Raw genomic sequence first — 13,957 nt, forward strand, 5'->3', positions numbered from 1 at the left:
TAAAGGAATGAGTCGCCACCATGACGCCTAGCAGCCAAGGTAACGGATGAAAGCAACGCGCCCCGGGAAGTTAAAGCGCCAGGAAGAACAAGCCAGCTTTATTAGCTGGCGTTTTGCGTTGCTGTGCGGCTGTATTTTACTGGCATTGGTCGGTTTGATGTTACGTACTGCATACCTGCAAGTGATTAACCCTGACAGACTGGTGCGTGAGGGTGATATGCGCTCGTTGCGGGTACAGGAAGTGCCAACAGCCCGTGGCATGATCAGTGACCGTTCAGGCCGCCCGTTGGCGGTTAGCGTACCGGTTAATGCGGTTTGGGCAGATCCGAAAGAGCTGACCGAGCGCGGGGGTATTACGTTAGATACTCGCTGGAAAGCGCTATCGGATGCACTGGAAATCCCACTGGATCAATTGGCGGCCCGAATTAATGCTAACCCGAAGGGACGTTTCGTTTATCTGGCGCGTCAGGTTAATCCTGCGATTGGCGACTATATCCATAAACTGAAACTCCCCGGTATCTATTTGCGCCAGGAATCACGCCGTTACTATCCGGCAGGCCAAGTGATGGCACACATTATCGGTGTGACCAACATCGATAGCCAAGGTATTGAAGGGGTTGAGAAAAGTTTTGACCGTTGGCTTACCGGGCAACCGGGTGAGCGTACGGTACGTAAAGACCGCTATGGCCGTGTCATTGAGGATATCTCTTCTGTCGATAGTCAGGCAGCACATAATCTGGTGTTGAGTGTTGATGAGCGTTTACAGGCGCTGGTGTATCGCGAATTGAACAATGCGGTGGCATTCAACAAAGCAGAATCAGGCACTGCGGTGCTGGTAGATGTGAGTACCGGCGAAGTATTAGCAATGGCGAATAGCCCGTCTTATAACCCGAATAACCTGACCGGAACGCCGAAAGATGCCATGCGTAACCGGGCGATAACCGATATTTTTGAACCCGGCTCCACAGTGAAGCCCATGGTAGTGATGACGGCATTGCAGCATGGCGTTGTGAAAGAAAACAGCGTGCTGAACACCTTGCCGTACTTTGTTAACGGTCACCAGATTAAAGACGTGGCCCGTTATGCAGAACTATCTGTGACCGGGATCTTGCAGAAGTCGAGTAACGTCGGCGTTTCTAAGCTGGCGTTAGCGATGCCATCCTCAGCGTTAGTAGATACTTACTCACGGTTTGGGTTTGGGAAAGCGACCAATTTGGGGTTGGTCGGAGAAAGCAGTGGCTTATATCCTAAAAAACAACGGTGGTCTGACATAGAGAGGGCCACCTTCTCTTTCGGCTACGGGCTAATGGTAACACCGTTACAACTAGCGCGAGTCTATGCAACCATCGGCAGCATGGGGATTTATCGCCCGCTGTCGATCACTAAAGTTGACCCGCCAGTGGCCGGTGAACGCGTTTTCCCTGAACCGCTGGTTCGTACCGTGGTTCATATGATGGAAAGCGTGGCATTACCTGGCGGCGGGGGCACCAAAGCCGCCATTAAAGGCTACCGTATTGCCATTAAAACCGGTACCGCCAAGAAAGTTGGCCCGGACGGTAAATATATGGACCGATACCTCGCTTACACCGCCGGCGTAGCGCCCGCGAGTAACCCTCGATTTGCTCTGGTTGTGGTCATCAATGACCCGCAGGCAGGGAAATATTACGGTGGTGCGGTTTCTGCACCGGTGTTCGGTGCCATCATGGGCGGCGTCCTGCGTACCATGAACATTGAGCCAGATGCGTTACCCACCGGTGATAAAAGCGAATTAGTGATTAATACAAAAGAGGGTTCAGGTGGCAGATCGTAACTTGCGCGACTTACTCGCTCCTTGGGGGCTAGACGTCCCGGAGCGTGCGCTACGGGAAATGACATTAGACAGCCGTGTTGCCGCTGCCGGGGATTTGTTTGTCGCCATTGTCGGCCATCAGACGGACGGGCGTCGCTATATCCCGCAAGCCATTGCACAAGGTGTTGCGGCAGTGGTCGCTGAAGCCGATGGTGTAGCGCCGGATGCCAGTGTGGTAGAGATGCACGGCATTCCTGTTATTTATTTGCGTAATTTGAATCAACATTTATCCAAGCTGGCGGGGCAATTCTACCATCAGCCGGGTACAGCATTACGTTTGGTCGGTGTGACGGGGACCAACGGCAAAACCACCACCACCCAACTGCTGGCACAATGGAGTCAGGCACTAGGGGAAACCAGCGCGGTAATGGGTACGGTTGGCAATGGTCTGTTAGGGCAAGTGATTCCGACGGAAAATACCACCGGTTCAGCGGTTGATATTCAACATTTACTGCGCAATTTGGTTGAGCAAGGGGCTACTTTTGCGGCGATGGAAGTTTCTTCCCACGGTTTGATTCAGAACCGCGTAGCCGCACTGCCGTTTGCAGCAGCAGTGTTTACTAACTTAAGCCGCGATCATCTGGATTATCACGGTAATATGGCGAGTTATGAGGCGGCAAAATGGTTGCTGTTCTCCACCCATCAATCCGAACATAAAATTATCAATGCTGACGACGAAGTCGGTCGCCGCTGGTTAGGGCAGTTGCCGCAAGCTGTTGCTGTCAGCATGGAAGACAAAGTTCCTACGGGCTGGAATGGCCCGTGGTTATCGGCGAGTAACGTTCATTATCACGATAACGGTGCCAGCATCACTTTTGACTCAAGCTGGGGCGAAGGCCAATTAGAAAGCCGTCTGATGGGGGCGTTTAATGTCAGTAATCTGCTGGTGGCACTGTCAACCCTCCTTTCTCTGGGGTATCCGTTAGCACAATTATTAGCAACCGCACCAAGCCTGCAACCGGTGTGCGGGCGTATGGAAGTGTTTAACGCGCCCGGTAAGCCGACGGTGGTGGTGGATTATGCCCACACCCCGGATGCCTTGGAAAAAGCCCTGGCTGCGGCCCGCTTACACTGTAAAGGCCAGTTGTGGTGTGTGTTTGGTTGCGGTGGTGATCGTGACAAGGGTAAGCGCCCACTTATGGGCGGTATCGCAGAACAACTGGCGGATCGGGTGGTCGTCACCGACGATAACCCGCGCAGTGAAGAGCCGCAGGCTATCGTGGCGGATATTCTCAGTGGCTTGCTGGATGCCGGACATGCATTGGCAATTCATGGCCGTGCTGAAGCGGTGACCAGTGCCATTATGCAAGCCAAAGAAGAAGATGTCGTGCTGGTGGCGGGTAAAGGACATGAAGATTATCAATTAGTGGGTAATCGCCGCCTGGATTATTCAGACAGAGTTACCGTCGCCCGTTTATTGGGGGTGATGGCATGATTAAGGTCTCACTGCATTTCCTGTCTACGCTGCTTAATGCTGAATATATTGGCAGTGAAAACGTCGACATCACCGAAGTGACCATTGATACCCGTAAGGTCACTCCGGGGTGTTTGTTCGTGGCGCTGAAAGGCGAGCGTTTTGATGGGCATGATTTTGCAGAAGATGCTGTTGCCGCAGGTGCAGGCGCTTTGCTGGTAAGTAAACGCTTACTGGTGGGGGCACCTCAGTTAGTGGTCAAAGACACGCGTCTGGCACTGGGGCAATTTGCTGCGTGGGTGCGTGAACAAGTGCCTGCTCGGGTGGTGGCTTTAACCGGCTCATCCGGTAAAACCTCGGTAAAAGAAATGGTTGCCGCCATTTTGCGTCAATGCGGCAATGTGCTGTATACCGCCGGTAACTTCAATAACGATATTGGGGTGCCACTGACTTTACTGCGTTTGTCGCCTGAACATGATTTTGCCGTGATTGAGCTGGGTGCCAATCATGTGGGCGAAATCGCCTACACCACGGATTTAAGCCGCCCTGAAAGTGCTTTGGTTAATAATTTAGCGGCCGCTCATCTGGAAGGTTTTGGTTCACTGGCAGGGGTGGCGAAGGCCAAAGGTGAAATTTTTGCCGGGTTGCCTGCTAACGGGACGGCAATTATTAATGCTGATAGCAATGACTGGCCGCATTGGCAGGAAATGCTGCACAACAAGCGCGTTTGGTATTTTTCACCTCGCGGCGCAGAAGATATCGATTTCTATGCCAGTGATGTGCGTATTACACCACAGGCGACACATTTCACCCTGCATTCGCCATTTGGCACCATAGCCATCGAATTGCCACTGCCGGGGCGACACAATATTGCTAACGCCTTGGCTGCAACGGCGTTAGCCATGTCGGTTGGCGCTGATTTAGCTGCCGTCCGCCAAGGGCTGGCACAATTACAAGCTGTACCGGGCCGTTTATTCCCGATTCAATTATCGGCAGGTAAATTGCTGCTCGATGACTCCTACAACGCCAATGTCGGCTCTATGACTGCCGCGGCCCAAGTGTTGGCAGAAATGCCCGGTTACCGCGTGCTGGTGGTGGGGGATATGGCCGAATTGGGTGATACCGCCGTAGATTGTCATCGCCAGGTGGGTGAGGCGGCCAGGCAGGCGGGAGTGGATAAAGTGCTGAGTGTTGGCACATTGAGTCAAACACTGAGTGATGCGAGCGGCAACGGCGAACATTTTCAGGATAAGAACACATTAGCAGCCCGTGTGAGTGAATTGCTGCTCGAACATCCGGTTATCACCGTCTTAATTAAAGGTTCACGTAGCGCCGCCATGGAAAATGTCGTGCGTGCGTTACAGGAGAATGCATCATGTTAGTTTGGTTGGCTGAATACTTAGTAAAATTTTACTCGGGCTTTAACGTCTTTTCCTATTTGACGTTCCGAGCCATTGTTAGTCTGTTGACGGCACTGTTTATTTCTTTGTGGATGGGGCCGCACCTGATTGCTTATTTGCAGAAATTGCAGATTGGTCAGGTAGTACGTAACGATGGGCCAGAGTCACACTTCAGTAAACGCGGCACGCCGACCATGGGCGGCCTGATGATTCTGTTCTCTATCACCATTTCAGTGCTGATGTGGGCTTACCCCTCCAATCCGTATGTCTGGTGTGTACTATTCATTCTTATCGGTTATGGCATCGTCGGTTTTATCGATGATTATCGCAAAGTAGTGCGTAAAAACACCAAAGGGTTGATCGCCCGCTGGAAGTATTTCTGGCAGTCAGTGATTGCACTGGCGGCAGCATTCGCCATGTACAGTATCGGTAAAGACACCGCGGCTACCGAGCTGGTGGTGCCATTTTTCAAAGACGTCATGCCGCAACTGGGTTTGATGTATATCTTGCTGGCTTACTTTGTGATTGTCGGTACCAGTAACGCAGTGAACCTGACTGACGGATTAGATGGTTTGGCCATTATGCCGACCGTGTTCGTCGCCGGTGGTTTTGCCTTGGTTGCCTGGGCGACCGGTAACGTGAATTTCGCCGCATACCTGCACATTCCTTATCTACGCCATGCCGGTGAACTGGTGATTGTCTGTACCGCGATTGTGGGGGCTGGGCTGGGCTTCTTATGGTTTAACACCTATCCGGCACAGGTCTTTATGGGGGATGTCGGCTCGTTGGCCTTGGGCGGTGCGTTAGGCACCATCGCGGTGTTACTGCGCCAAGAGTTCTTATTGGTGATTATGGGCGGGGTATTCGTGGTTGAAACGCTGTCGGTGATCCTACAGGTAGGTTCCTTTAAGTTGCGTGGGCAGCGTATTTTCCGCATGGCCCCGATTCATCATCACTACGAACTTAAAGGCTGGCCAGAACCACGGGTTATCGTGCGTTTCTGGATTATCTCGCTGATGCTGGTGCTGATTGGCCTGGCGACGCTGAAGGTGCGGTAATTATGGCTGATTATCAGGGTAAAAAAGTAGTCATTATCGGGCTGGGGCTAACCGGCCTTTCCTGCGTTGATTTCTTTATGGCGCGCGGGGTTACGCCGCGTGTAATGGATACCCGTATTAATCCGCCAGGCTTGGATAAATTGCCTGAAAGCGTTGAGCACCATGTCGGCGACCTTCATCAGCAGTGGTTATTAGATGCAGATTTGATTGTGGCCAGCCCAGGCATCGCGCTGGCACATCCTGCCTTGAGTGACGCCGCTGAGGCCGGTGTCGAGATTGTCGGCGATATCGAGCTGTTCTGCCGTGAGAATCAGGCGCCAGTAGTAGCGATTACCGGCTCTAACGGTAAAAGTACCGTGACCACGCTGGTGGGCGAGATGGCTAAAGCGGCGGGCTGGCAGGTTGGCGTCGGTGGCAATATCGGTGTTCCGGCTCTTACGCTATTGAAACAAGAAAACCAGTTGGTGGTATTAGAGCTATCGAGCTTCCAGTTGGAAACTACCTCAAGCTTGCATGCCAGTGCGGCCACCATCTTGAACGTAACAGAAGATCATACCGACCGTTATCCGTTCGGTTTGCAGCAATATCGCGCAGCTAAACTGCGAGTCTATGAAAACGCTAAAGTTTGTGTGGTGAATGCCGATGACGCGCTTACCATGCCGGTGCGTGGCGCTGATAGCCGCTGTATCAGCTTTGGTGTGGATGTGGGTGACTACCACCTGAATAAGCAGCAGGGGGAAATCTGGCTGCGGGTTCGGGGTGAGAAAGTGTTGAATACCCGTGAAATGAAATTGACCGGTCGCCATAACTATACCAATGCGTTGGCAGCACTGGCGCTGGCTGATGCTGTGGGGATTCCCCGCTCGTCAAGTTTGAAAGCATTGACCACCTTTACCGGTTTATCACACCGTTTCCAACTGGTGTTTGAGCACAATGGCGTGCGTTGGATTAATGACTCTAAAGCCACCAATGTTGGCAGTACGGAAGCAGCGTTGGATGGCTTGCAGGTTGACGGTACCTTGCATTTATTGTTGGGCGGCGACGGTAAATCCGCTGATTTCTCTGGGTTGACGCGTTTTCTGCAAGGCGACCATATCAAAATTTACTGCTTTGGCCGTGATGGTGAGCAACTGGCTGAATTACGCTCTGAGGTCTCTCAGCTTACAGAGACGATGGAACAGGCCATGGTACTGCTGGCGCAGAGACTGGCACCGGGAGATATGGTGTTGCTGTCTCCTGCTTGCGCCAGTTTGGACCAATTCCGCAGTTTTGAACAACGTGGTGATGAGTTTGCTCGCCTGGCAGAGGAGTTGGGCTGATGCGCATGCCGGGGCTGGGGCTGTTTAATACCGTAAAACATTTTGTGATGGGATCGCGCGAAAGCGACACCACCAGCATGGTGCTTTACGACAGAACCTTGCTGTGGCTGACATTCGGTTTGGCGATTATCGGCTTTGTGATGGTGACATCGGCATCAATGCCGATTGGTCAGCGTCTGGCCAGTGATCCCTTCTTATTTGCCAAACGTGATGCTCTCTATCTGGCGCTGGCATTGGGTTTGTCGCTGGTGACATTACGTATCCCGATGGCGGTCTGGCAGCGCTATAGCAATATCATGTTACTGATTTCGATAGTAATGTTGCTGGTGGTGTTGGTGGTGGGTAGCTCGGTAAACGGGGCATCACGCTGGATTTCATTGGGGCCGCTGCGTATTCAGCCAGCGGAATTATCCAAGCTGTCACTGTTTTGTTATCTGGCCAGCTATCTGGTGCGTAAGGTTGAAGAGGTTCGCAGTAATTTCTGGGGCTTCTGTAAACCGATGGGGGTCATGGTTATTCTGGCGGTGTTACTGCTGGCACAGCCTGATCTAGGCACGGTGGTGGTGCTGTTTATTACCACGCTGGCGATGCTGTTTCTAGCTGGCGCGAAAATGTGGCAGTTTTTGGCGATTATCGGCTCTGGTGTGTTTGCGGTTTGTCTGCTGATTGTTGCTGAACCCTACCGTATGCGCCGTGTGACATCCTTCTGGAATCCATGGGCGGATCCGTTCGGTAGTGGTTATCAGTTAACCCAGTCGCTGATGGCTTTTGGCCGTGGTGAATTCTGGGGGCAAGGCTTAGGTAACTCAGTGCAGAAACTGGAGTATTTACCGGAAGCGCATACCGACTTTATTTTCTCGATTTTAGGCGAGGAACTGGGGTATTTCGGTGTGGTTCTGGCACTGTTAATGGTATTCTTCGTCGCTTTTCGTGCTATGTCCATCGGCCGTCGCGCGTTGGAGATAGATCAGCGATTTTCTGGCTTTTTGGCTTGCTCAATCGGCGTCTGGTTCAGTTTTCAGGCACTGGTTAACGTTGGGGCTGCTGCCGGAATGTTGCCGACCAAAGGGTTGACCTTACCACTGATCAGTTACGGTGGTTCGAGCTTGATTATTATGTCAACGGCAATTGTGCTGTTGCTACGCATTGATTTTGAAACACGTCTGGCAAAAGCCCAGGCGTTTGTAAGGAGTGCCCGATGAGTGGCAAGACCAAGCGTTTAATGGTGATGGCTGGTGGCACCGGGGGGCATGTCTTCCCCGGATTGGCCGTGGCACATCATCTGATGGCGCAAGGCTGGCAGGTGCGTTGGCTCGGCACCGCAGACCGAATGGAAGCGTCATTGGTACCCCAAAATGGCATTGAGATTGATTTCATCCAGATTTCTGGTTTACGCGGCAAGGGGCTAATGGCTCAACTGATGGCACCCGTGCGGATTTATCGTGCGGTGCGTCAGGCCACGAAAATCATGCGTGACTACCAGCCGGACGTGGTGCTGGGCATGGGCGGTTATGTTTCCGGTCCCGGTGGTTTGGCGGCATGGCTGTGCGGTATTCCAGTAGTGTTGCATGAGCAAAATGGCATTGCCGGTTTGACTAATCGCTGGCTAGCCAGAATTGCCAAAAAAGTGTTACAGGCCTTCCCAGGCGCATTCCCAAATGCTGATGTGGTGGGCAATCCGGTTCGTACCGATGTTCTTGCGCTGCCATTGCCGGCGCAACGTTTGGTCGGCCGTGAAGGCCCGGTTCGTGTGTTGGTTATCGGTGGTAGCCAAGGTGCGCGGGTGCTAAATCAGACGATGCCGCAGGTTGCCGCACAGTTGGGTGAGAAAATCACGCTGTGGCATCAGGTAGGTAAAGGCGCATTGCCAGAAGTATTACAGGCATACCAGCAAGTCGGGCAGGGCGATGATAAGCATAAAATTACTGAGTTTATCGACGATATGGCAGCCGCTTATAGTTGGGCCGATGTGGTGGTGTGCCGTTCAGGTGCGCTGACGGTCAGTGAAATTGCCGCCGCAGGTTTACCGGCGATTTTTGTGCCGTTTCAGCATAAAGACCGGCAGCAGTATTGGAATGCACTGCCGCTGGAAAAGGCCGGTGCGGCCAAGATTATCGAGCAGCCGCAATTTAGCGCCGAGGCGGTCAGCAGCTTATTGGAACAGTGGGATCGAGCAACCTTACTAACTATGGCTGAACAGGCAAGGTCCGTGGCTATCCCGGATGCTACTGAGCGCGTAGCTGCTGAAGTGGTCGCGGCCAGTAAGTAATAGTAAAAACAGATAATGAACAGCAGGTAGTTAGGTTAATGCGGGCTGTGAATATGCAACAGACAAAAAAGTGAAGAGAAACGTGAATACACAACAACTGGCGAAACTACGAACTATCGTGCCCGAGATGCGTCGCGTCCGGCACATTCACTTTGTTGGCATCGGTGGTGCCGGCATGGGTGGTATCGCTGAAGTGTTGGCTAACGAAGGTTATCAGATTAGCGGTTCAGATTTGGCACCTAACCCGGTCACTCAGCATTTGGCCTCTTTGGGCGCACAAATCTATTTCCATCACCGTCCTGAAAACGTTCTGGACGCCAGTGTGGTCGTGGTTTCAACTGCAATCTCTGCGGATAATCCAGAGATAGTTGCGGCTCGCGAGGCGCGTATTCCGGTGATCCGCCGCGCAGAAATGCTGGCAGAGTTGATGCGTTTTCGTCATGGCATTGCGGTTGCAGGCACTCACGGCAAAACCACCACCACGGCGATGGTTTCCAGTATCTATGCTGAAGCCGGTCTGGATCCAACCTTTGTTAACGGTGGGTTGGTGAAAGCGGCAGGGACCCATGCTCGTCTTGGGTCCAGCCGTTACCTGATAGCAGAAGCCGATGAAAGTGATGCGTCATTTTTGCATCTGCAACCGATGGTGGCGATTGTCACGAATATCGAAGCCGACCATATGGATACTTATCAGGGCGACTTTGAGAACTTAAAACAGACGTTTATTAACTTTTTACACAACTTGCCATTCTATGGTCGTGCGGTGATGTGTATTGACGATCCGGTGGTGCGCGAGTTGCTACCACGGGTAGGCCGCCACATTACCACCTACGGTTTCAGTGATGATGCCGATGTGCAGATCGCCAGCTACCGGCAGGAAGGCCCACAGGGGCACTTCACGCTCAAACGCTTGGATAAGCCATTGATGACGGTGACCTTGAATGCACCGGGTCGTCATAACGCGCTGAATGCAGCGGCGGCGGTGGCCGTGGCGACAGAAGAAGGTATCGAAGACGAAGATATTCTGCGTGCGTTGGCAGGGTTCCAGGGGACTGGTCGCCGCTTTGATTTCCTCGGCAACTTCCCGTTGGCACCGGTCAATGGCAAAGAAGGCAGTGCGATGCTGGTTGATGACTACGGCCATCATCCAACTGAAGTGGATGCCACCATTAAAGCTGCGCGCGCGGGTTGGCCGGATAAGCGCATCGTGATGGTCTTCCAGCCGCACCGTTATACCCGTACCCGTGACCTGTACGACGACTTCGCCAATGTGTTATCGCAGGTTGATGTGCTACTGATGTTGGATGTGTACGCTGCCGGTGAACCGCCGATCCCAGGGGCTGATAGCCGCTCGTTGTGCCGCACCATCCGTAATCGTGGCAAGTTAGACCCAATTTTGGTTTCAGACAGTGAAACCGTACCTGAAATATTGGCGCAAGTGCTGAAAGGCGATGACCTGATTCTGGTTCAAGGCGCAGGTAACATTGGTAAAATTGCCCGTAAATTGGCTGAGCTTAAATTGCAGCCACAGATAAAAGATGAGGAACATCATGGCTGAGAAAGTCGCGGTACTGCTGGGTGGTACCTCCGCTGAACGTGAAGTGTCATTGCTATCAGGTCAGGCGGTATTAGCGGGCTTGAGAGAAGCAGGTATCGATGCCCATGGGATTGATACCCGAGACTTCCCAGTGACTCAGCTTAAAGAACAGGGCTTCGATAAGGTCTTTATCGCTTTACATGGCCGTGGTGGTGAAGATGGCACCTTGCAAGGGGTACTGGAATTCCTGCAACTGCCTTATACCGGCAGTGGTGTGATGGCGTCAGCTCTGACGATGGACAAATTACGCACCAAATTGGTGTGGCAGGCTTCAGATCTGCCGATTTCGCCTTATGTCGCGTTGAATCGTCAACAGTTTGAAACACTTTCGTCAGAGGAATTAGCAGCGGGTGTCGCTAAGCTTGGCCTGCCATTAATTGTTAAGCCAAGCCACGAAGGCTCCAGCGTTGGCATGAGTAAGGTTGATCACGTCGATCAATTGCAGAGTGCCTTGGTTGAAGCTTTCCGTCACGACAGTGATGTGCTGATAGAGCAATGGTTGAGTGGCCCGGAATACACCGTCGCGATCCTCGGTGATGATGTTTTACCGTCAATCCGTATTCAGGCGCCCGGCGTGTTCTATGATTATGAAGCCAAGTATCTGTCTGACGAAACACAATATTTTTGCCCAAGTGGTTTGAGCAATGAGTTGGAGCAACAATTGGCGACGCTGGCATTGCAGGCTTATCAGGCGCTGGGTTGCAGCGGTTGGGGCCGGGTGGATGTCATGCAAGACAGTGACGGCAGTTTTTACCTGCTTGAAGTGAACACTTCACCGGGTATGACTAGCCACAGTTTAGTGCCGATGGCAGCCCGCCAGTCAGGGTTGAGTTTCTCCCAACTGGTCGCTCGAATTTTGATGTTGGCTGACTGATATGTCGCAAGCTGCCCTGAATGCGCGTGAACGTGCGGCTGAAAACAGCGTGGCCCGACGCAGTAACGGAGGCCAACTAGCAGGTCTGATTTTCCTGCTAATGGTTCTGGGTACCATGCTCTGGGGTGGGTGGGTCGTAGTGGGGTGGATGAAAGATGCCAGCCGACTGCCACTGTCAAAACTGGTGGTGACCGGTGAGCGCCATTACACCACCAATGATGATATTCGCCAGGCAATTCTGGCATTAGGCGCACCGGGTACCTTTATGACGCAGGATGTGAACATCATCCAACAGCAGATTGAAAGGTTGCCTTGGATTCAGCAGGCCAGTGTGCGTAAACAGTGGCCGGATGAGCTGAAAATCCATCTGGTGGAGTATGTGCCTTTTGCTCGCTGGAATGATTTGCATATGGTTGATGAGCAAGGGCGGTCATTTAGTGTGCCGTCCGAGCGGGTCGGCACACAGAAATTGCCATTACTGTATGGCCCGGAAGGCAGTGAACAGGATGTTCTGGAAGGCTACCGGGCAATAAATAAGGTGTTAGCGGCCAATAAATATCAGCTAAAGATGGTGGCGATGAGCGCCAGACATTCTTGGCAGTTGGCCTTAGATAATGATGTTCGGCTGGAGCTGGGACGGGATGACCGGATGGGGCGTTTGCAACGTTTCATCGAGTTATATCCGATGTTGCAACAGCAGCCAGATAAACGAGTCAGTTATGTTGATTTGCGATATGAGACAGGGGCTGCAATAGGTTGGGCTCCGGTATTTATCGGCAGTCAGGGTGGTGAGCCACCAATAAATGGCCAGCAGAACAGTAATCCGCAACAGAATCAGGCACAGGCAAAACAACAATGATCAAGTCGACGGACAGAAAACTGGTAGTAGGTCTTGAGATCGGCACGGCAAAGGTCTCCGCATTGGTAGGGGAAGTTCTGCCCGATGGCATGGTCAATATTATTGGGGTCGGCAGTTGCCCATCCCGTGGCATGGATAAGGGTGGGGTTAATGATCTTGAATCGGTAGTGAAATGCGTGCAGCGCGCTATCGATCAGGCTGAGTTAATGGCGGATTGCCAAATTTCATCTGTTTATTTGGCGTTATCGGGTAAACATATCAGTTGCCAGAATGAAATAGGGATGGTTCCTATTTCAGAAGAAGAAGTAACTCAGGAAGATGTAGAGAACGTAGTGCATACCGCGAAGTCGGTGCGTGTGCGTGATGAGCATCGTATCCTGCATGTTATTCCACAGGAATATGCCATCGATTATCAGGAAGGCATCAAAAATCCTGTTGGTCTGTCTGGCGTGCGGATGCAGGCTAAAGTGCACCTGATTACCTGCCATAACGATATGGCGAAGAATATTGTTAAAGCGGTGGAACGTTGTGGTCTGAAAGTGGACCAACTGATTTTCGCCGGTTTGGCAGCAAGTTATGCAGTATTGACTGAAGATGAGCGTGAGCTGGGGGTCTGTGTCGTTGATATCGGCGGTGGCACCATGGATATGGCGGTTTATACCGGTGGCGCTTTACGGCACACCAAAGTTATCCCTTACGCCGGGAACGTGGTCACCAGCGACATAGCTTATGCTTTTGGTACGCCGCCTACAGATGCGGAAGCGATTAAAGTTCGGCACGGCTGTGCGCTCGGGTCGATAGTCAGCAAGGACGAAAGTGTAGAAGTGCCAAGTGTTGGCGGACGCCCTCCCCGTAGTCTGCAAAGACAGACGCTCGCTGAGGTTATAGAACCACGCTACACCGAGTTGCTGAATTTAGTTAATGACGAGATTTTACAATTGCAGGAGCAGTTGCGTCAGCAAGGGGTGAAGCATCATCTGGCAGCCGGTATCGTGCTGACTGGCGGTGCTGCACAAATTGATGGGCTGGCTGAATGCGCACAACGGGTGTTCCATGCCCAGGTTCGTATCGGTCAACCGCTCAATATCACCGGGCTGACGGATTATGCACAGGAACCTTATTACTCCACTGCTGTTGGGTTATTGCATTACGGTAAAGAATCTCATCTCAGTGGTGAGTCAGAAGTAGAAAAACGTGCCTCAGTGGGCAATTGGTTTAAACGTATCAATAGCTGGCTGAGAAAAGAGTTTTAATGTTTCAACAAAGAGATCATGCTGAACATATTTTTTGATCTCGAAGCGACAGGCACAAAACGGAG

General features: G+C 52.2%; 11 protein-coding genes. All 11 read left to right on the forward strand.

What is annotated here, in order from left to right; genetic code table 11:
• Positions 1-46 precede the first annotated feature (46 nt).
• The 11 genes from Q2T71_RS02355 (at position 47) to ftsA (ending at position 13,892) form a co-directional block, all read left to right on the forward strand.
• The gene (locus Q2T71_RS02355) at positions 47-1,810 is read left to right on the forward strand and encodes a peptidoglycan glycosyltransferase FtsI (protein WP_083160533.1); all 1,764 of its coding nucleotides are present in this window, start codon (positions 47-49) and stop codon (positions 1,808-1,810) included.
• On the forward strand, positions 1,797-3,284 hold the full coding sequence (murE, locus tag Q2T71_RS02360; RefSeq protein WP_372558002.1) for a UDP-N-acetylmuramoyl-L-alanyl-D-glutamate--2,6-diaminopimelate ligase: 1,488 nt from the start codon (positions 1,797-1,799) through the stop codon (positions 3,282-3,284). Before Q2T71_RS02355 ends, murE begins: the two co-directional genes overlap by 14 nt.
• The gene (gene murF / locus Q2T71_RS02365; RefSeq protein ID WP_372558003.1) at positions 3,281-4,645 is read left to right on the forward strand and encodes a UDP-N-acetylmuramoyl-tripeptide--D-alanyl-D-alanine ligase; all 1,365 of its coding nucleotides are present in this window, start codon (positions 3,281-3,283) and stop codon (positions 4,643-4,645) included. The genes murE and murF overlap by 4 nt, the downstream gene beginning before the upstream one ends.
• Positions 4,639-5,721 (forward strand): phospho-N-acetylmuramoyl-pentapeptide-transferase, encoded by a 1,083-nt coding sequence (mraY, locus tag Q2T71_RS02370; protein ID WP_083160529.1) that lies wholly within the window; start codon positions 4,639-4,641, stop codon positions 5,719-5,721. The genes murF and mraY overlap by 7 nt, the downstream gene beginning before the upstream one ends.
• 2 nt (positions 5,722-5,723) lie before the next feature.
• Positions 5,724-7,040 carry a UDP-N-acetylmuramoyl-L-alanine--D-glutamate ligase gene (gene murD / locus Q2T71_RS02375; protein ID WP_372558004.1) on the forward strand — a complete coding sequence of 439 codons (1,317 nt, stop codon included), beginning with the start codon at positions 5,724-5,726 and terminating at the stop codon, positions 7,038-7,040.
• Positions 7,040-8,242 carry a cell division protein FtsW gene (gene ftsW, locus Q2T71_RS02380; RefSeq protein ID WP_050086107.1) on the forward strand — a complete coding sequence of 401 codons (1,203 nt, stop codon included), beginning with the start codon at positions 7,040-7,042 and terminating at the stop codon, positions 8,240-8,242. Before murD ends, ftsW begins: the two co-directional genes overlap by 1 nt.
• Positions 8,239-9,309, forward strand: coding sequence for an undecaprenyldiphospho-muramoylpentapeptide beta-N-acetylglucosaminyltransferase (murG, locus tag Q2T71_RS02385; RefSeq protein ID WP_372558005.1), 1,071 nt, complete (start codon positions 8,239-8,241; stop codon positions 9,307-9,309). The genes ftsW and murG overlap by 4 nt, the downstream gene beginning before the upstream one ends.
• An 82-nt stretch (positions 9,310-9,391) precedes the next feature.
• Positions 9,392-10,867 carry a UDP-N-acetylmuramate--L-alanine ligase gene (murC, locus tag Q2T71_RS02390; RefSeq protein WP_372558006.1) on the forward strand — a complete coding sequence of 492 codons (1,476 nt, stop codon included), beginning with the start codon at positions 9,392-9,394 and terminating at the stop codon, positions 10,865-10,867.
• The gene (locus Q2T71_RS02395; RefSeq protein ID WP_372558007.1) at positions 10,860-11,780 is read left to right on the forward strand and encodes a D-alanine--D-alanine ligase; all 921 of its coding nucleotides are present in this window, start codon (positions 10,860-10,862) and stop codon (positions 11,778-11,780) included. Before murC ends, Q2T71_RS02395 begins: the two co-directional genes overlap by 8 nt.
• A gap of 1 nt (position 11,781) precedes the next feature.
• Positions 11,782-12,639, forward strand: a complete 858-nt coding sequence (gene ftsQ / locus Q2T71_RS02400) for a cell division protein FtsQ (protein WP_083160517.1) — start codon at positions 11,782-11,784, stop codon at positions 12,637-12,639.
• Positions 12,636-13,892: a cell division protein FtsA gene (gene ftsA / locus Q2T71_RS02405; RefSeq protein ID WP_002210431.1), complete on the forward strand. Its 1,257-nt coding sequence runs from the start codon at positions 12,636-12,638 to the stop codon at positions 13,890-13,892. Before ftsQ ends, ftsA begins: the two co-directional genes overlap by 4 nt.
• The last annotated feature ends 65 nt before the right edge of the window (positions 13,893-13,957 follow it).

The sequence above is a fragment of the Yersinia sp. 1652 StPb PI genome (assembly GCF_041538345.1).
Classification (GTDB): domain Bacteria; phylum Pseudomonadota; class Gammaproteobacteria; order Enterobacterales; family Enterobacteriaceae; genus Yersinia; species Yersinia enterocolitica_E.